This is a genomic window from Paenibacillus terreus (assembly GCF_042138595.1).
Classification (GTDB): Bacteria; Bacillota; Bacilli; order Paenibacillales; family Paenibacillaceae; genus Paenibacillus; species Paenibacillus terreus.
Map to the genome: position 1 here is coordinate 41,400 of NZ_JBHIRX010000029.1, position 19,613 is coordinate 61,012.

17 protein-coding genes are annotated in these 19,613 nt (G+C 49.3%); 3 read left to right on the forward strand and 14 right to left on the reverse strand.

Going from position 1 to position 19,613, the window contains the following annotated elements:
* Positions 1–66: 66 nt before the first annotated feature.
* On the forward strand, positions 67–819 hold the full coding sequence (locus ACE5KN_RS29875) for a DeoR/GlpR family DNA-binding transcription regulator (RefSeq protein WP_375528829.1): 753 nt from the start codon (positions 67–69) through the stop codon (positions 817–819).
* A gap of 80 nt (positions 820–899) precedes the next feature.
* Here ACE5KN_RS29875 and fba read toward each other — a convergent pair whose 3' ends face one another.
* Genes fba through iolA form a run of 6 tightly spaced genes read right to left on the reverse strand, consistent with a single transcriptional unit; the run spans position 900 to position 7,982 of the window.
* Positions 900–1,772: a class II fructose-1,6-bisphosphate aldolase gene (gene fba / locus ACE5KN_RS29880; RefSeq protein WP_375528830.1), complete on the reverse strand. Its 873-nt coding sequence runs from the start codon at positions 1,770–1,772 to the stop codon at positions 900–902.
* Between the two features lie 30 nt (positions 1,773–1,802).
* Positions 1,803–2,669: a sugar phosphate isomerase/epimerase family protein gene (locus tag ACE5KN_RS29885; RefSeq protein WP_375528831.1), complete on the reverse strand. Its 867-nt coding sequence runs from the start codon at positions 2,667–2,669 to the stop codon at positions 1,803–1,805.
* Positions 2,670–2,706: 37 nt separating this feature from the next.
* Positions 2,707–4,620 carry a 3D-(3,5/4)-trihydroxycyclohexane-1,2-dione acylhydrolase (decyclizing) gene (iolD, locus tag ACE5KN_RS29890; RefSeq protein ID WP_375528832.1) on the reverse strand — a complete coding sequence of 638 codons (1,914 nt, stop codon included), beginning with the start codon at positions 4,618–4,620 and terminating at the stop codon, positions 2,707–2,709.
* A 37-nt stretch (positions 4,621–4,657) separates the two neighbouring features.
* Positions 4,658–5,647, reverse strand: a complete 990-nt coding sequence (gene iolC / locus ACE5KN_RS29895; RefSeq protein ID WP_375528833.1) for a 5-dehydro-2-deoxygluconokinase — start codon at positions 5,645–5,647, stop codon at positions 4,658–4,660.
* Positions 5,648–5,667: 20 nt separating this feature from the next.
* Positions 5,668–6,486 carry a 5-deoxy-glucuronate isomerase gene (gene iolB / locus ACE5KN_RS29900; protein ID WP_375528834.1) on the reverse strand — a complete coding sequence of 273 codons (819 nt, stop codon included), beginning with the start codon at positions 6,484–6,486 and terminating at the stop codon, positions 5,668–5,670.
* A gap of 17 nt (positions 6,487–6,503) precedes the next feature.
* The gene (gene iolA / locus ACE5KN_RS29905; RefSeq protein WP_375528835.1) at positions 6,504–7,982 is read right to left on the reverse strand and encodes a methylmalonate-semialdehyde dehydrogenase; all 1,479 of its coding nucleotides are present in this window, start codon (positions 7,980–7,982) and stop codon (positions 6,504–6,506) included.
* Between the two features lie 338 nt (positions 7,983–8,320).
* Between iolA and ACE5KN_RS29910 the strand changes: the two genes are divergently transcribed.
* Positions 8,321–9,070, forward strand: coding sequence for a DeoR/GlpR family DNA-binding transcription regulator (locus ACE5KN_RS29910; RefSeq protein WP_375528836.1), 750 nt, complete (start codon positions 8,321–8,323; stop codon positions 9,068–9,070).
* 26 nt (positions 9,071–9,096) lie between these two features.
* The gene (locus ACE5KN_RS29915; RefSeq protein ID WP_375528837.1) at positions 9,097–9,486 is read left to right on the forward strand and encodes a tautomerase family protein; all 390 of its coding nucleotides are present in this window, start codon (positions 9,097–9,099) and stop codon (positions 9,484–9,486) included.
* A gap of 127 nt (positions 9,487–9,613) precedes the next feature.
* On the opposite strand, the gene iolI is transcribed toward ACE5KN_RS29915, so the two are convergent.
* From iolI to ACE5KN_RS29955, 8 genes are all read right to left on the reverse strand, one after another.
* The gene (gene iolI, locus ACE5KN_RS29920; RefSeq protein WP_375528838.1) at positions 9,614–10,459 is read right to left on the reverse strand and encodes a 2-keto-myo-inositol isomerase; all 846 of its coding nucleotides are present in this window, start codon (positions 10,457–10,459) and stop codon (positions 9,614–9,616) included.
* Between the two features lie 59 nt (positions 10,460–10,518).
* The gene (iolG, locus tag ACE5KN_RS29925) at positions 10,519–11,559 is read right to left on the reverse strand and encodes a bifunctional inositol 2-dehydrogenase/D-chiro-inositol 1-dehydrogenase (RefSeq protein ID WP_375528839.1); all 1,041 of its coding nucleotides are present in this window, start codon (positions 11,557–11,559) and stop codon (positions 10,519–10,521) included.
* Between the two features lie 51 nt (positions 11,560–11,610).
* Entirely contained in the window at positions 11,611–13,047 is a 1,437-nt protein-coding gene (locus ACE5KN_RS29930) for a sugar porter family MFS transporter (RefSeq protein WP_375528845.1), read from the reverse strand.
* Complete coding sequence (iolE, locus tag ACE5KN_RS29935; protein ID WP_375528840.1) at positions 13,028–13,963, reverse strand: myo-inosose-2 dehydratase; 936 nt, start codon at positions 13,961–13,963, stop codon at positions 13,028–13,030. Before iolE ends, ACE5KN_RS29930 begins: the two co-directional genes overlap by 20 nt.
* Positions 13,964–14,626: 663 nt before the next feature.
* Positions 14,627–15,760 (reverse strand): DUF6155 family protein, encoded by a 1,134-nt coding sequence (locus ACE5KN_RS29940; protein WP_375528841.1) that lies wholly within the window; start codon positions 15,758–15,760, stop codon positions 14,627–14,629.
* Between the two features lie 47 nt (positions 15,761–15,807).
* Positions 15,808–16,737, reverse strand: a complete 930-nt coding sequence (gene pyrB / locus ACE5KN_RS29945; RefSeq protein ID WP_375528842.1) for an aspartate carbamoyltransferase — start codon at positions 16,735–16,737, stop codon at positions 15,808–15,810.
* A 68-nt stretch (positions 16,738–16,805) separates the two neighbouring features.
* Positions 16,806–17,063: a hypothetical protein gene (locus ACE5KN_RS29950; protein WP_375528843.1), complete on the reverse strand. Its 258-nt coding sequence runs from the start codon at positions 17,061–17,063 to the stop codon at positions 16,806–16,808.
* A 285-nt stretch (positions 17,064–17,348) separates the two neighbouring features.
* Positions 17,349–19,412, reverse strand: a complete 2,064-nt coding sequence (locus ACE5KN_RS29955; protein WP_375528844.1) for a methyl-accepting chemotaxis protein — start codon at positions 19,410–19,412, stop codon at positions 17,349–17,351.
* Positions 19,413–19,613 lie beyond the last annotated feature (201 nt).

Consider the following 19,613-nt stretch of genomic DNA (forward strand, 5'->3'; position numbering starts at 1 on the left):
TTACAATAAAATTAACTAATACTTGATCAGGAGTTTCACTGAATTTATCACTAGGAGAATCAAAAAATGATCAAATCGCAGCGCATTAACCAGATTAAAGAATATGTATTCGAACATGAGTCTGTGTCATTGGAGGAGCTTGTTGAAAAATTTGGCGTTTCCATGAATACAATACGCAGAGACATACAGCCTTTGGTTGAATCAGGGATTTTAAAAAAAGTATATGGGGGAGTTTCCGTAAATCATTCAACTCTTGTTGTTTTCAATGAACGAAGGGATCAAAACCTGACCAAAAAACAGGAAATCGGCAAACTTGCCTCCCAATTCGTGGAGGACGGGGATGTGATCTTTGTTGATTCCGGAACAACAACGTTGGAGCTTCTTCCTTATGTACACGACAAACAGCTTACAGTGATTACAAATAATTTTGACTTTATTCACGAAGCCAAAGCTTACCCATCGCTGACCATCTTTTCTACCGGAGGTATGCTGGAACGCAAAACCAATTCTTTTGTAGGCTTTCAGAGCATCGAATTGTTAAAAAAATATAACATCAATAAAGCATTTGTCGCTTCTACCGGAATCTCCCTTACGAATGGTGTGACTAACTCGTCGCCACTGGAAACAGATCTCAAGAGTACGGTGGTAGAGAAAAGCTTAAACGTTTATTTAATGATTGATGACAGCAAATTCGACAAATATGCGCTCACAACCTACTGTGCTCTCAGTGATATTGATTACCTCATTACAAACAGTGTACCGAACAGCAGCTATCTGCAGTACGCTTCGGAAAACGGCATTACGATTGTAACGCCTTGATTCATGCAGCAAAGAAAGCGGCACAACCCCGCCAACTCGTCAAGAGTATATCGGGGCTGTGCCGCTTTTTCGTTAAACTTCTATTTGTTTTGCAGACTGGCAGCTTTGCCGCTGGAGCCAAACTGGCGAATCTTGGTGCGGACGGTCTCGCGGATCGCCTCCCTGGCAGGCGTCAGGATGAGTCTCGGCTCCGTGATCTCCAAGTTCTCCGCCAGTGTTTTTCGCAGCTGCAGTGACCAGGCGGTGACACATTCGGTGTTGATATTAATTTTGGCATGACCGAGCTCAATCGCCCTCTTCAATTGATGGAGCGGAATACCGGAAGCCCCGTGAAGCACCAGCGGAATGCCAACAGCTCGGGAAATCGCCTCCATCTCCGTGAAGCCAAGCTTGGGTTCGCCCGCATATTTGCCGTGCACGGAGCCCAGGGCAGCGGCAAGAGCGTCAATTCCCGTCTCTTCCACAATCCGGATGCATTCGTTCAGATCCGCATACTGAATCCCGCCGATCAAGCCATCTTCCATACCGCCAACGGTTCCCACCTCGGCTTCCACGGATACGCCGCGGCTCGCGGCATATGCCGTTACTTTTTTCGTATCTCTGATGTTGTCCTCGATCGGCCCGTGAGAGCCGTCGAACATGACGGAAGAGAAACCCGCATCAATCGCCCGCAGGCAATTTTCTACTGTTTTGCCGTGGTCCAGGTGCAGCGCCACCGGTACCTGGATGTTCTTTTCCTCCAGCAGCACATTCACCATTGCAGCAACGGTCCGGTATCCCCCGAGAAAATCAATCAGCCGGTCCGATGCCGCCACAATGACCGGCGCTTCCTCCTGTTGCGCCGCATCCAGAATCGCATGAACCCAGGACAGCCCGTTCACATTGAATTGGCCGACTGCGTATTGTTCCCGCTTGGCCTGCAGCAGCATTTCTTTCATGGATACCAAGGGCATGCCCAACACCTCCATCCCTGATCTTCGCTTCTAGCTGAGGCCTAACCCTTCCTTCATCTTCTTCAGCATGATGGCACTCGACTCTTCCGCTTTATCGCTGTATGCAAATACGGCATTGGTTGCAATTCCGTCGAATTTCATCTCACGCAGCTTACGGAACAGTGTATCAAAATCTACGTCGCCTTCACCGATATTCAGATGCTGATGTACCGTTACCTGGGCATCCGGCGGATTGACGATGTAGCGCAACCCGTAAGCCGCTTTATGGTTAAAGGTATCCGCGAACAGCACATGATCCAGCAGGTCTCCCGCATCATCCAGCATTTTGGCTATATCGCCCACGCCGTCATCATAGAAGAAGGTATGAGCAACGGAATACACCAGCTTGATCCATGGACGATCAAGCGCGCGGATCATATCAATGGCTCCTGTGTTTGTCTCGATAAAATCATACGGATGAGCCTGCAGATTCAGGCGTATCCCTTCCTTTTCAAATACCGGAATCAGCTCGTCCATGGATTTCACAAACTTCTCTTCACAAATGAATGGCTCGTATTTGGAACCGCTGAATTCACTGTTCATCAGATCAATGTCCAGTTCAACGGCGATCTCAATCGCCCGCTTCCAGTTGCGTACCGCCGCCTGTCTTCTCTCTTCATCCGGGCCTGCCCAGTGATACAGCGGCAGCAGGGAGGAGAATTTCACCCCCGCTTCGCTCATCCATTTCTTGACCTGCTTGATCTTCTGTTTGTCGACCTTCGGATACTTATAGAATGGACAGAAATCATCCCGCGGGGACAGCTCAATGTATTCATAGCCCAGATCGGCTACCTTGAAGATCATTTCTTCCAGTGACAGTGAATCTCTGAAATGTGTCGGATCGTACGCCAGCTTCATGCTTATTCCTCTCCCCATGCAAATAATTATTCACCTATTAGTACTGCTTGGATTTTTTTAGCATCTCCACTTTGTGTTGATAAGCCCTCTGAGTGCTCTCCCTGTTCGACACTTCAGCGACCCCGAGATTCCACCAGCTGTCATATCCGTCGGTCATCGTCTTTGGCAGCACCTTCATATCGATCAGCGTAGAGGTTGTTTGCTCCCTCGCATTCTGCAGGGCCTCCTTGAGCTCTCTGGCGGTATGGGCACGATAGACCTTGGCTCCATAAGCTTCTGCCACTTTGGCATAGTCGATATTCATAATGCGGTTGTCTTCCGTTCTGAACTCACAGTAATAGCTGCCGGAGCCATGGTCCATTTGCAAATTGTTAATACAGCCAAAACCCGAGTTGTCAAAGAGCAGGATGTTGATCTTCTGACCATATTGAATAGCGGTGACCAGCTCGGAGTGCAGCATCAGGAAGCTGCCGTCGCCAACGATGGAGTAGACCTCCCGATCCGGATGGGCGAGCTTGATGCCCAGTGCTCCCGATACCTCGTAACCCATACAGGAGTAGCCATACTCCAGATGGTACGTATTCGGCACATCAGCATGCCAGAGACGCTGCAAGTCGCCTGGAAGCGAGCCGGCGGAGGAGATAATGATGCTGTCCTTGTCGATGGTGTCATTGATTGCAACTAACGCTGTCGTCTGCGTCAGCTCCGTTCCAAGGGCGTCCGCATATTCGTTCATGGTCTCCTGTGTGAACTGCTTTTTGATTTCAGGCACAAAACCCGAACGTTTAAATTCAATCCGGCTCAACCGTTCACGCTCAGCATTCCATTCCTCACGCAGTTCCGGAATGAGCGGACCAAACTCGCTGCTGTAACCCTCCAGGCGGTCATGCAGCTTGCCCAGCGCGGCTTTGGCATCCGCCACAACCTGCAGGCCATCCAGCTTATAAGTCTGCATCCGGCTGACGTTAATATTCAGGAATTTCGTGCGGTCAAAGTCGAAGGCAGTCTTCGATGAGGTGGCGAAATCGGTATAGCGGGTACCAATGCCGATGACCAGATCCGCCAGACGGGCCGCCTTGTTCGCAGCCAGTGTCCCTGTAACGCCCATGCCCCCCAAATTATTGACAAACGTGCTTTCCACCGCCGATTTGCCGGCCTGCGTCTCCACCAGCGGAATCCCGTATTTTTCCGAGAAGGCCTTGAGTTCCTCACCCGCTTCCGAGTATTTAACACCGCCTCCCACAAGGATGAGCGGCTTCCGGCTGCTGCGGATCAGCTGCTCCGCGGCCGCCAGTTCCCTTTCGCTCGGCTGCAGACGATCTACATAATGGACACGCTTCTGAAAGAACGCTTCTTCGAAATCAAAGGCCTCCCCTTCGACATCCTGGGAAATGCAGATCGTGACCGGGCCGCTCTTGGCCGGATCGGTCAACACCTCGAAAGCCCGGATCAGGCTGCTCATCAGCTGTTCCGGCCGGGTAACCCGGTCCCAGTAGCGGGAAACCGGCTTCAGTGCATCGTTCGTCGTAACGGCCGTACTGTATTCCTGCTCAATCTGCTGCAGAACCGGATCAGGCTGCCTTGTTGCATACGTATCCGCAGGCAGGAACAGAACAGGAAGGTTATTGGCCAGCGCCGTGCCCGCCGCCGTTACCAGGTTGGCCGATCCCGGACCTGACGAGGTAGAGACCGCATAAATTTTCTGCCGCAGCTTTTCTTTGCTGTATGCAATGGCCGCATGCGCCATGCCTTGTTCATTCTTGCCCTGAAATACCTTCAAATGGCCGGCATCCTGTTCCAAGGCCTGCCCAATGCCAAGCACGTTACCGTGACCGAATATCGTGAATATCCCCTCCACAAACAGGGTCTCGCGGCCGTCAACGTGAATATACTGCTGATTAAGAAACTTGATCAGTGCTTGTGCTGTGGTCAGTCTGATTTTATTGCCCATGAACAACTCCACCTTTGGATTGAAGTGTTATCTTGATTCAGGAATGGATGACAGGCTGATTGGCCATTAATGATTCAATCTCCTCCACGGTTGGCATGGCTTCCGATGAGCTGTGCTTGCTGACAACAATAGAAGCGGAAGCGCTGCCATACTTCAGCGCGGTTTCGATATCCTTGCCGCGAATGATGGCATACAGGAACGCTGAAGCATATGAGTCGCCGGCACCGAACGTTTTGAGCACCTTTGTTTTGTACGCCTGCGCCCGGAATACACCGCCGGATCTGGTGTATGCATAAGAGCCTTCAACACCGTGCTTGATCACCACGATTTCGGGCCGGTGACTGAACAAGTAGCGGATCGTCTCCTCGTTTGAGCCGCCTTCCCGGTTTTCCAGCATATCGTATTCATCGCGCGTGCCAATCACAATATCGGATTGCTCCGCCACCAGCGAGTAGTATACGGCGGTTTCTTCAGTGGACTTCCACGTATATGGGCGGTAGTCCAGCTCGAATACAACTTGAACTCCGTTGCGCTTGGCCAGCTGCACAGCTTTCAATACAGCCTCCCTGGACGGACTTTGCGCAAGGGCTGTGCCCGACACGAGCAATATTCCCGTCTGTTTGATATATTCCTCATCCACTTCCTCCGGCCGAAGATACAGGTCCGCTGCTTGGTCACGGTACATCAGAATGCTGCACTCCTCCGGACTTTTAATCTCCGTAAAGGCCAGACCGGTCTTGTGTCCTTCAAGATCCACCTTCAGCTGTGAAGTATCAATGCCCGCCTCTTTCATATAATTGCGGATAAAGCGGCCATGCTGATCGTCCGCAATTTTGCCGATAAACCCCGCCTTGAGCCCCAGCCGCGCACCGCCAATGGCAATATTGGCGGGAGAACCGCCAACGTACTTGGAGAACGTCATCGTTTCTTCCATCGGCCGGTTATATTCCACGGCATTCAGGTCAATACAGGCCCTTCCAATTGCAATTAAATCAAACTTTTTTTCCGCGCTTGCTCCACCGCTCATGGTCTCCCAGCTCCTTTAGGTTATTGACGCTCCAAAATCCACTCATGATCCGGATCGTTGTGGAATTTCCATATTCTCTTGGGCCCTGCCATGACATTCAAATAGTAAGAGGTATATCCGTCCGGCACACCCACGGGGTGGTATCCAGCCGGAACGAGCACCACATCCCTGTGCTCCACGGCCATCGTCTCATCCAGCCTGCGGTCATCGGTATATACTCTTTGAAAAACAAACCCCGAGCCTGGATCCATTTCATGGTAGTAGGTTTCCTCAAGAAACGACTCATCCGGCAGGCGATCCTGATCATGCTTGTGCGGCGGGTAACTGGAGAAGTTCCCTCCTTCGGTGTACACTTCCACGACGAGCAGGCTGCTTGCCGTGGGATCACTGTCAGGCAGAATGTTGTGCACCATCCGTTTGTTCTGATATTTTCCACGCTGCTCCACACCCACATCACCGGCCTTGATCCATCTGGTCGGAAGCGGTTCCAGGAAAGGAGCGTAACAAAGGGCGACTGTTGCGCTTGTTACCGCTTCGATCCCGAACAGCTTGCCGCCGGAAACAAACACACTATCCGTCGGCTTTTTCTCGAACACACTCTCTCTTGTCCCGATTTCCTTGAAGGTCTGTTCGCCTTCGGTTACGCTAATCTTGCCTGTCAACGCTACGATACAGCATTCCTGATCCTGCAGCGTCTCTTCATAACGTCCCCCCGGCTTCAAATCAATCATTTTAAAGCCGACATATTCCAGCCGGGTGTCCCGGGGCAGCAGGTTATGGATAATTGTGACATCGCCTTCTTGAGCTTGAGCCGGTTTGCGCAGCAGATGACTGGCCACGAATGATTCCTCCTCGTTTATTCGAATGCAGGTTCTGTGTAACGTGCGGTTACCACTTTTTTGCGGGTGTAGAAATCTACGCTGTCTTTGCCGTTGGCATGCAATGTTCCGTAAAATGACGATTTCCAGCCCGAGAACGGAAAGAATGCCATCGGTGCCGGTACGCCCAGATTGATGCCCAGCATGCCTGCATCGATATTTTCTCGGAAATAACGGATGGCATGAGCGTTTGTTGTAAACAGGCACGCACCATTGGCGAATTCCGATTGATTGGCAATTTCAACGGCCTCTTTCAGGTCTTTGACCCTGATCACCGATAATACCGGCGCGAAAATTTCATCCTTCCAAATGGTCATATCCGTTGTCACACCTTCAAAGATTGTAGGGCCGATAAAATAACCGTCCTCCGGCATCTGATCACGTCCATCAATCAACAGTCTGGCTCCCTCTTCGATGCCCTTCTCGATGTAGCGGATGGTCCGCTCCTTGTTCTCTTCGCGGATCACCGGCCCCAGGAACACGCCGTCGTCCAAGCCGTTTCCGATTTTGATACTTTGCGCTTTCTCCTTGAGACGGGCGATAAACTCATCGGCAATCCCCTCTTCCACCGTAACCACTGCACAGGCCATGCACCGCTCGCCGGCTGAACCGAAGGCTGCAGATACCACATTGGTGACCGTGTCATCCAGATTCGCGTCATTCAGTACTATCGTGTGGTTCTTCGCGCCCGTCAGCGCCTGAACCCGCTTTAAATGCTCGCTGCCTTTTTTATACACATACTCGCCAACAGGCTTCGATCCCACAAATGAAATCGCTTTAATATCTGGGTGTTCCAAAATGCCGTTCACCACATCATGCGCCCCGTATACGATGTTGAACACGCCATCCGGCAGGCCCGCTTCGGTGAAGAGTTCGGCAAGCTTCTCCGTCAGGAGCGGTGTCCGCTCGGAAGGCTTTAATATGAAGGAGTTGCCCAGGGAAATGGCCATCGGGAACATCCAGCATGGCACCATCATCGGGAAATTAAAGGGAGCAATCCCGCCAACAACCCCAATGGGATAGCGGTAGTTTGCTGCCTCCACGTCTGTGGCAATGGAAGAAAGCGAATCCCCCATCATCAGGGAAGGTGTGCCTGCCGCAAACTCGACATTCTCGATTCCGCGCTGTACCTCGCCCAATGCTTCGTTTAAGCTTTTGCCATTCTCAATCGTGATCAAGCGAGCCAATTCATCCTTATGCTTCATCAGCAGCTGCTGATAGTTGAACAGGATGCGCGCGCGTCTTGGAACGGCCACCTTTTTCCACTTATCAAACGCTTCCTTGGCGACCCGAGCCGCGTGCTCAATATCCTCTTTGGTTGAAATGGGAACCTGACAGATCAGCTCTTTCGTTGCCGGATTGTAAACGTCTTCATAATTGTCTGTCCGGCTCTCCACCCATTTGCCGCCAATGTAATTCTTCAGTTTTCTTGCTGTTGTTTTCACTACAGTTGACATAGCCAAGCCCCTCTCGCAGCTTATTGTTAGGAACGGATGTTACAAAAAAGGACGGTTTTGATTATATTTTGGTTATGTTTTTATGATATCCAATAAGATTTTAGCCGTCAAGTCTTATAAAAGGGTAAATGTTATCAATCTTTCTCGAAAGGGAATGGAAATGGCTTCGTCAATGTCCCAAGCAATTTGTACCGCTAAGGAGACGGACTGCGGAACTGCAGGCATGTATGGATACGATCGTTTGTTTTGGCATGTTTTTGGGCATTTTAAATAAAGTGTTGATAAAGTCTTGGTTATAAATTATATTTAAATTATTAAATTTAACAGGAGAATGCCTTATGAAAACGAGACGTCTGCAGGATATCGAACAATATATCCACTCCCGCAAAAACGTCACGCTGGATGAGCTGTGTCTGAAATTCGATGTATCCAAAAATACGATCAGGAGAGATATCAACGAGATTCTCAGCAAGGGTTCCATTGAGAAGGTGTATGGTGGCGTCACCTCTGCAACAGAACTCATCCCGTTCGAGAACCGGGGCAGCAAACATTCGTCCGAGAAGTACGGCATCGCACGCATCGCCGCCTCCTGCATCGAAGAAAACGACCTCGTATTTATCGATTCAGGCACAACCACCCGTCACATGGCCGACTTTTTACCACACAGCATTCCGCTGACGATCCTGACAAACAGTCTTGATATTATTAATGGAGCCGCCGGGTTGGCCAATGTGAACCTGCTGGTGATCGGCAATACCTTTAAGCAGAAGACCAAATCGTTTGTCGGTATGGACGGCCCACGCGCTTGGGAAAAATACAATGTCAACAAAGCGTTTATGGCGGCCACGGGTGTGAGCATGACCCATGGTCTTACCAATTCGGATTTGCTGGAATATGAAATCAAACAAGCGGTTTCCCAAAAAGCTGAAAAACTGATTTTATTGGCAGACCCCAGTAAATTTGACAAATCCACGCTTCTTACGTATGCATCGCTCGAGGATGTGGACATGATTATATCCTCTGAGCCGCTTCCAGGAAATTATCAGGCTTTTTGCAAAACCCACTCTATCGAAGTCAGAACGTCCTGACCGCTAAATTACAGGAGGAGATTGAAATGCCATTATTGCGTTTTGATGTGATCGAGGGCCGCAGCCCGGAGCAATTGAAAAAAATGCTGGACGCCGCCCATCACGCGATGGTTGAAGCCTTTCAGGTGCCCGTGACAGACCGGTACCAAATCGTGCATCAGCATCCTGCCCATGAAATGATTATTGAAGACACCGGTTTGGGATATCCGCGTACAAAGCAGGTCGTCGTAATCAGCATTGTCAGCAAGGAACGAACGTCAGCACAAAAAGAACGCTTATACAAACTTCTGGCTGAGCGTTTGCAGCAGGAATGCGGTATTGAGCCGACAGATGTCATGGTATCCATTGTCGAAAACGGACAAGCCGATTGGAGCTTCGGGGTTGGGCGGGCGCAATTCCTGACAGGAGACCTCTAGGCTTGCCATCTCTGCAGCTCAAAAATCCGGGTCAGTCCCTGTACGGTTCAGACTTCCCCGGATTTTACATTTTTCCATAATTCCTTTCAAATACTATTCAAACTTCTAAGTTCCATTTCCCCCAGTATTAAGTCAACTGCAGGTTGTAATGTTTTGAGATGACCTGCAGTGTAGTTTCTTTGGCTGTGCGGATCGCTTCCTCGGCATCCAGCTGGTAATACTCCGGCCGAAAAAGCTCGACCGATACGACATCGGAGTAACCCTTGCGCTGAATGGTTGAGAGTATGAAATCCAGATCAATAACGCCATGCCCGGGCCACACCCGGTCTTCGTCCGTCAGGAAGCCAATGGGATAATCCTCGGTATCGTCGATATGCAGAATGAATATTTTGGAGGCGTCTGTCCGCTCCAGATCCTCACGCTTCGAGCCCATCGCATAAAAATGGAAGCAATCCAGCACCAATCCCACATTGTCGCGCGCCACCTCTTCAACGATCTCGTACGCCTGGCCGAAGGTATTCACCGTGCACTGCGGGTGGCCCACAAATTCCACGGCAATCCTTATGCCATAAGGCTCCGCCAGATCCGATAGCTCCTTCAGCACTTCCACACAACTTGCTTTGATGTCTGATTTGAGGATTTTCTGCTCGGTGACCAGCGGGACGGCAACAATGTACTTAACGCCCAGCTTTGAGCCCATTTCGAGCATCTGCCGAAATTCACGGATGATCTCTTGATAACCCTCTTCATCCCGGTTGTTGAAGAATACCAGGGCATTAAAGGCCAACGGTTTGATATGATGGGTTCGAAAATAATCGGCCAAATCATCGAGAGAATGCTCCTGCAAATACTCCGGCAATTTATCCATCGTGCGGATTTCAATATAATCATAGCCGTGCTTTTCACAATACTCCAAATCCTTGACCAGGTTCGAGTTGTTCAATGTGGTTGCCTGGTTAAAACAAAGCTTCATGCGGTTTCTCCCCTATCTGTGGTTTGTGAAGTGGCTCCATGCCGGAACTCGGCTAAAAATTAGACTTGTACGCCGCGGTTGACGGTGCCGCGGTACAGTTCCGGCTTCTCGCCAAGCTCAACAGCTTCGTGCTGTCCGGAATCCTGGGCTTTGACGCACGCATCCGCGGTGACAGCCGCAATGTACCCGTCCCATGCTGTTGGCCCCTGCGGTTCGCCTGTCGTCCGAATGGAATCCATGAAGTCCTGCAGTTCACGGTCGTATGCATCCAAGAAGCGGTCCTTCCAATCCATCAGAATATGCGTCCCGAGCTGGCCGTTTTTCCGGTACTGCAAGCTTGCCACTTCAGGCAGCTTGACAATGCCCTCCTCTCCAATGACTTCACACTGAATGTCGTAACCGTATTTGCAGTTCACGAAGATCTCCGCGTTGATCAGGATGCCTCCCTGTGTCTCCAAAGTAACGACCTGGGGGTCACGCAAATGGCTGGATGCATGCCTGGTTTTCTTCGGATAAGCCACCTGTACGGATTTATAATCATCGTTCACAAGCCAATGCAGCACATCGATTTCATGAATGAGCGTATCCGTGATCGCCATGTCAGTGGTGTAACTGTCGTTGACCTCGGGGTTGCGGTGAGCGCAGCGAATCATAAGCGGCTCGCCGATGAAACGATTATCGATCGCTTCCTTCAATTGCTGGTAACCGCTGTCATAACGGCGCATGAATCCGACTTGAACGAGACGCCTGCCATGCTTTACCTCTGCCTGGACAATCTCCATGCACCCCTCGGCGGTTGTTGCCAAAGGTTTTTCGCAGAACACATATTTGCCCGCCTCAATGCCTGCCATGACACTTTGCTGATGAGCAGGTCCCCAGCTGGTTACCAGGATGGCATCCACATTTTCGGATGCAATCAATGTTTTATCATCCGGGTATACTTCCGCGTCCAATTGAAATTGTTCAACAGCCGCTTTGGCTGCTTCGCTGTTCACATCCGTTACGGCTACGATTTTTCCTCCGGACAGATTATTGGTAATTCTGCGGATATGCTCCCGTCCAATCGCTCCTGTTCCAATTACACCGATCTTTAAAGTCATCTCTATCTTCCTCCTGGTTCATTTAATAGTAGCGCTTTCAAAATTAATGTTTTAATCTGCTGACGCTGCTTTGGTCGCATACCCCTGCTTTGATTCACCCTGCTCTTTGCTTCCGTAACGGCGGAAATGCTGCTCCAATTGCTCAAGGGATAATCCTTTGGTTTCAGGAAGGAAGTTTTTCACGAACAGGATGGCCAGAACACCCAGTATGACGAACACATAGAACGTTGCCGAAAGCCCGAAACTGCCGAGCAGCACCGGAAACAGTAATCCAATCACAAAGTTCACCATCCACAGAAAGAAAACGGTAAGTCCCATGCCAAAACCGCGAAGACGCAGCGGGAAAATTTCAGACAGCATCAGCCAGGTCACAGGTGAAATGGCTCCCTGCTGAAAGGCCAGAAAAGTAACCGTCAGCCCCAGTACAATGTATGGCAGCACAGGCGACCCTTGCAGAACCGAGGACAGGATGGCAATCAGCAGCAGTGCCGATGTCGTTCCAGCCAAACCCGTGATCAGCATCGCCCTGCGGCCAACCCTGCCCAGCAGCCAGATGCCCACAAAGGTAGCCAGTACTGAAATGACACCGTTTGCAATATTACCGACCAGGGCAGCCTGGGTGGCAAAGCCCGCATTTTTCAAAATTTCCGTTCCATAATACATGATGGAATTTACGCCTGTGATCTGTTGAACGACCGCAATCCCGATGCCAATGAACATGATCCGGCGAATCCATGGAGTCGCTAAATCCTTGAAGCCGGCTTTCTGCAGCTGCTTCTCCTGGCTGACGGTGGCCTGAATCTCTGTCATTTCTGCTTCAGCCTGGTCTTCGCTGCGGATTTTCTTAAGCACACCCCGGGCCTGTTCGTTCTTCTGCTTGGAGATCAGCCAGCGCGGGCTTTCAGGAACACGGAATATGCCGATGAACAGGAAAACTGCCGGAACGGCCGCAACAATCAGCATGAATCTCCACACATGGCTGATATCCCCCAGCGTTGTGCCCAGAATCGCATTGATAACAAAGGCCAGCAGCTGACCGCTTACGATCATCAGCTCGTTCTGCGTTACAATACCGCCGCGCCGGTCAGCGGGAGCCATTTCGGCAAGGTAGGAAGGAACGGTAACGGAAGCGCCGCCGACGGCCAAACCGAGCAAAAAACGGCAAATAATCATCACCGTTACGTTTGGCGCAAGCGCACAACCAACCGTAGCAAAGAAAAACAGGATGGACAGATACATGATGTTCTTTCTGCGCCCGTTGTAGTCCGACAGGCGGCCTCCCAGCACAGCGCCCAAAGCAGCACCGAAAAGAAGCGAGCTGGCGACAAGCCCTTCTGTGAAGGAAGTCAGGTTCAGCTGGTCTTCAGCGGACATAAAAGGAAGCGCACCGTTAATGACTCCGGTATCATAACCGAACAGCAGTCCGCCCAGCGTTGAAATTAAGATGATCTTCGTCAAAAATGATTTCTTAGACGCTTCCTGCTGCATTTTCATCGCCTCTCTCCTGATTTGGAGTTTGAACAAGCAGTGAGTCGTTAATATACTTCCGGGCGATCAGCGCATATTCAAGTGGATTGGCTATGGCCGGGTCCTGTTCGGCTTCAATGACAATCCACCCTCGGTAATGATTGGCCAGCAGCTCATTATAAACCTCTGTAAAATCAATGCAGCCATCGCCAGGAACCGTGAACATCCCGCTCAGGAAAGATTGAAGAAACGATTTGCCTGCACTTTTGCATTCATTCATGACCTGGAGCCTGGCGTCCTTGAAATGCACATGCTTGATGCGGCCGATGTGCTGGCGCAGCAATGTCATGTAATCACCATCAGATACGAAGATATGGCCAGTATCGTACAGCAGATGTACATGCTCCGGATCGGTTCCGGCCATCAGCCGGTTAACCTCATCAGTTGTCTGAACGCCTGTGCCCAGATGATGATGATACACCAGTTTCAGGCCATATTCTTCAGCTGTAATCCCCAGCTGGTTCAGCCCTTGACACAAGGCCTCCCATTCGGCATCCGTAAAATGCGGCTTGTCAGTGAACACATTCTTCTCCAAGCCCTGCACACTGCCAGTCTGCTCGGACACAACGATCACATCCGCGCGGACTTCCTGCAGATACCGGCATTGAGTGCGGAAAGATTCAACCACCCGTTCCAGGCCGTCCCGGATAATATAGCTGCTGAACCATTGTCCGGCCACCCGCAGCCCGCGAAGCTGAAGCTCCTTGTTCAACACCTCTGCCTCCGGAAAAAAGCCGCCAACCTCCGTTCCCTGGAACCCTGCAACGACAATATCGCTCAGCAGATGCTGCAGCGTATTGCCCGCTCCGATTTCAGGAATGTCGTCATTCCGCCAACCGATGGGAGCAATTCCCCATATGATTTCTTGTTGCTCCATATACGCTCTCCCTCTCGTGAAAATTGATGTGACCTGGCCTCATTGAACTTCTGTTTCTGCCTGTTGGTGATGTTATGATTAACTTTTGAATATCATGTGATTATATAGTAATATTAAAAGCGCTTACAGTCAATACAATTTCTTTGTTTATCCTTTAAATTTACTCCCTATCATCTATCCGATTAAACAACTTGATCAGTTGTTGAATGATTAAATGGTTTAATTTAATCAAAAGATGATCATTTTATAGTGAGAAGATATACAAAAAAAGAGGCAGTCCCTTAGTCATTGAAAATGGCTCAGGACCTCATGAATAAACAGACAACTGTGATTAGACAATTGCCTGTTTATTAATGATCGATAATTTTATTTTGCAAATGGCGATCAATAATTTGCACCCAATCCGGTAAAATCGCCATAAGTAGATTTCGAATCGTACTCTTTCCACTACCATTGTTACCTGCGAAAATAAACATCGTTGCACTCGGATCACTCACGGTGAAGTTCCTGTTCATTGATTCGCTCAATCTTGCCATTGCTATGTTCTTTTATAAACTGACCGTCTGGTGATATATAGACAATGTATGGGCGGATTTCTCTGTAACAATGGCTGCTGCGTCCTGAAACATTAATACAGACACATTTCGTTTTAATGTTCTCCGCCTAAAACCATCGTATTTGAGCGTGCAGATCAGTCAATACGTCATGAAAACCCCAACCGATCCCATCCGTTTTTAACATAATCGCTTCGATGCGCTCCTCGTATTCGTCGAACAGCTCCGCTGTTTCATCCTCATTCAAGATATCAATGATATCGGCATACATGGACACCATGCTGTTATAGAAGCGTTCATCAATATCCCCATAGGTTAGTGTAAAATCAACTCCATTTTCAACATAGATCAGCTTCAGTTCCAGACTGTACTTGACATTTCCGGTCAATCTTTCGAATTCCGATATCGCTTGTTTCGCCTCTTGAAGTTTTAACTTCCCATGACCGCGTTCAGGGAAAAATTCGTTTTCCACCTTTTTTCGATACTCATGAAACAGAGATTCCACCGCTTCGTCGCCTAATATTCTTACTGCAAGAAACTTCTCCATTTCTTTGCTGGCGCCATAACAAGCCTTCACCAAATCAATCAGTTGGTCATTACTTAATTGTTTCAGATGTTTATTCAGAACGGACTTCGTAAGCTTCACAGGCTTCTTGCTCTCTGACAGCTTGACAAGTGATTTGGGAATAAGCCTGCCCTTTTGCCTTTGAAGCTCAAGGTTCACTTCCTCACAGGAAAAAGATTCAGGATCATATCCCTCTCTGATCCAGTCAATAAACTGATCCCGTTCCGGATGGTTGGGAGTAAGCAAGACTTCCAGCATATGCTGATATCCCCAAACTCCTCCCACGTCTTCCTGGGGACAACTGCGAGCTCCATCCAAGCACAAGGGCGCCGGATCGGATGTCGATGAATCGTTTTTGATCAACGTAATCGTATGCTGCCAATCATCACCAAAATCATAGACGTATGTAAACACGGAATTTTCCTTGTTAACATGCTTCTGAACCATTTCTCTCCTTGCATTCAACTCCTTGCGCCCTTCTATATCTTCAAATGTCGGATCGGGCAGCCCGATAACTTGTCCATTGACATGAAACTGGTACAAATGATAATTTTCCCATCCCATGACCGTTTGGATGATGTTGTGGAGCTGATGAAACGTTACATCCGGATGATATTGAAATTCCCGCCAAATCTTCGGAGTAATCTCGTTCAGTTCAATTCTGCATGTATAAACCATGATCACCTGTTCTCCTTTTCGAATACTCTGTAACCGTCTAATTAATTTCACTCTTCCTCGCGCATTTTCTTGCCTTCATCTGTCAGAAGTGAATACAGCAAAGCCATCCGAATAAACAGCCCGTTCTCGCTTTGCTTGAAATAAATGGCCCGGGGATCGGAATCCACCTCCGGCGTTATCTCCTGATTTCTCGGCAGAGGATGCATGAGCAGCGACTGATCGGAAAAGCGGTTCATGGCTGCCTGGTCGATGATAATCTCTCCTGAGCCTGCCTGTTCTCCGTTCATTCGCTCCGTCTGCGTTCTCGTATGATACAGCATATCGACGGACGCGGGGATATCCTCAAGAGAAGAGAGCGCATGGTAGGTTATACCGCGCTCATTTAAATAATGAATATATTCGTCAGGCAGCTCCAGCCCCTTGCGGCTCAGGCCGAACACCTCGATATCGCTGTACAGGGCCAGCCCTTTCAGCAGGGAATGGATGGTTCGTCCGTTTTTCAAATCCCCGAGCACAGCCACCTTGCTGCCTGCAATTTTGCCCTTAAAGCTGTGAATCGTATATAGATCGAGCAAAGCCTGCGTGGGATGCTCTCCGGTGCCTCCGCCCGCATTGATGACCGGCACTCTTGCCACTTCAGTGGCTTTGAGGGCGGCGTCATTTTCATAGTGGCGAAGAATGATCGCATCGCAGTATCCCTGCACAACCCGTATGGAATCCATAATGTTCTCACCTTTAATCGCGGAGGACATTTCCCTGGCATTTTCCGTGCTGATCAATTTGGCTCCGAGTCGCTGTACCGCAGATTCAAAAGAGAGGCGTGTGCGAGTGCTGGGTTCATAGAACAGAGTAGCAACAACCTTGTGCTTTAATATGTCATCAAAATCCCTTGGATGGCTTTTCATTTGGTCGGCCAGAACAAACAATTCATGAAGAAGCTCGGCGGTAAATTGTTCCGATGAAATTAGATGCTTCATGTTTTCCTCCAAAAAGGTCCGTATTTATTCTAAAAGATTGTATTCAGCCTGTCCGGAATTGTAAATACTTATTTCTTCGGCCGGAAACTGCCCTGATAGAGTACAGCATCGACCAATTCATAGTCCTTTAGATGTATATGTACCTCCAAAACCCTGACGACAAACATTCTCCTGGCCGGATCGTAAATGATATCTCCTGAAGGGTCCAGCTCATATAATGGCAGCGCTGACTTTTTGGCAAGGTGAAACAGATGAAACACCTCTCCCCAAACGATACGCCCCGGATCATAGCTATAATCCAGCAGCAGCTTATTCAATCTATTCACATCCAAGGGAATGACCGCCTTTATCCGCCTAATTTCGACAATTTACACTTGGATCTAATTATATCCTCCGTTAGTCCTTAAGTCACTGTTTTGGCCTGCAAGTTCTTGAATTGTCAGGAAAATTAAATAGATATCAATTATTCGTAATCATGCAAAATTTCTCGCTCTCATTCCTTGACGCGCCGGATATAAAAAAAACACCCTGAAAAGAATTCAGGATGTCTCCTCTGTGTATCTGCTTGCTTTTTCATGAACACCGGTATGGTCATCTATTTCCAATCACCGTCACTCTACCTTGAAACGGGAGGCGGATTCGGCCAATGCGCTTGTCAGCTGATCTATGCTTTCCACCATAACCGCCAGCTGATCCACCATGGACGACTGCTCCTGCGCCGTTGCTGTCACTTCTTCCGCCGATGCGGATACCTCCTGTCCGGCAGCCGACAGGCTGTGGGCCGATTCCAGCAGCTCGTCCTTGCTGTGGTTCATGGCTGTAATTTCCTGTGCCATCGTTTGAATCCGACCCGCAATATCCGTTACATCGTCCATGATATGCTGGAATGCATCTTTGGTTTTGCCAACGAACTCATCCTGCATGCCGGCAATATTCTGAATTTCACCAACACTCTCATTGCTTTTCTCCACCTGAACAAGCGTTTGCCGGATAATGCCCTCGATCTCCCCTGACTGTCGAGAGGATTGCTCCGCAAGCTTGCGGATTTCATCGGCAACCACCGCAAAGCCGCGCCCATGCTCCCCGGCCCGTGCAGCTTCAATGGAAGCATTCAAGGCCAGCAGATTGGTCTGGGCTGCGATTTCATTAATAGCTCCCGTGATCCTGCCAATTTGGGCGGAGCTTTCGGCAAGCATGGAAGTAATGGCGGAAATGTTGCCCACTTCCTGTTCGTTTCTCTGGTTGACTTCAATCAGAGATTCAATAATTTCGTGATTGGCGTGGAACACATTCATGATGGAATCTGCTCTTTCCCTGATCACTTCCGAACTGCTGCTGATAGAGACCATTTTGTTGCCAAGCTCCGTAAATTTGACCACCATATGCTCTGTATTTTGCGACTGGGATTCCATGGCTGTGGATATCTCCGCAGTGGCAATCGATGTTTCTTTTATAGACAATGCCGTTTGCTTGGAGGTCTCTTCCAGCTGTTTGGTGTTGCCGTTTAACACTTCGATCGAACCGTTCATTTGTCCTATGAGCTGCCTGTTATTTTCCGCCATTAAATTAAAGCTGTCCGCAAGATCACGGAATTCACTTTTAAAGTTACCCTCCGCCCGAATGGTCAGATCTCCCTCCGCCTGCTTTTGGAAAAGTGCTTTAAGACGAACAATAGGCAGCGTAATGGAGCGGGAAAGGAAAATTCCCACAATGACAGCAACGGCAACAGCGACAATGGTTACGAAAACAATATTCTGCAGCAGCTTCACCAGCGGGCGGATAATATCGCTGTAGCTGTCTTCCACAAAAACTGTCCAATCGGCACCGGGAACTTTGGAGTAACGAATGTATTTTTCCTTATTTCCAACATCGCCTGTCTGGAGCTCCTTGGAGGGCTGCAAGCTCAGCGCTTTTTCATATCCTGCATCTTCCAGCACCTTTCCGGCAACGGATTCATCCTTGGAGTCATACACAATAGTGGCGCCACGGCTGATGACAAAAATCCGGCCTTCGTTATTGATTTGAATGCCCTGAAGCATGTCCACAAACATCGATGTATCAATCGTGCTGATCAGTACCCCCAGGACACGGTCGTCGTCCCCTTTAATGGGCTGTGCGAATGCAACCCCCAATTTCCCGGTCGATTTGGATATCAGCGCATCGCTGATGACAGGCTCGCCTTTAAGTGCTTCATGGAAGTAATCACGATCGGAACGGTCTCCTTGCAGCGCATCGGGATTGCTGGCAGCCACTACCGTGCCTTTCGTGTCAGCAAGCACCATCGCCTGAATGCCCAGGCTTCCCTTAAGATCAGCTTGCAGCAGGCTGTTGGCTTCTGGAATAAGTTTGTTGTCAGACGCGAAAAACTCTTCATCCGTTGTCCCCTCAGTACGAGCAATCAGCAGGTCCTTAAGCACCTTATTATTTGAAGCTATGGATGTGGACTGCTGCTCCAGCTTCACGATGGAATAAATATTTTCACCGATCCGGTCAGCGTTGGCCTTCACTTCATCCATGCTCTTATCCAGCAGCATCTTGGCTCCGAACAGATACATCACCACACCTGACCCCGCCAGCGCAATGACCAGCAGAATACTGATGAACAGCGGCAGCTTAACTCGAAGTGACATACGTGATAAAACGGACTCCCTTTTGACCTTGTTTTGTGTTTTCATTTGATGTCTCCTTTTATTCAAGTCCAATACAAATCTTTACGAAATCATGACATATATATCGGAAGATCTGGTCGAAAAAATTATTGTGAAATATATACAAAAAAGACCCCTTGGCCCACTGGTCTGGTCAAGACCCCATTTTGTAGACATTGAAAAAAGACCCTAGGCGGTAAACTGGCGTCGGTACTCTACCGGCGTCAG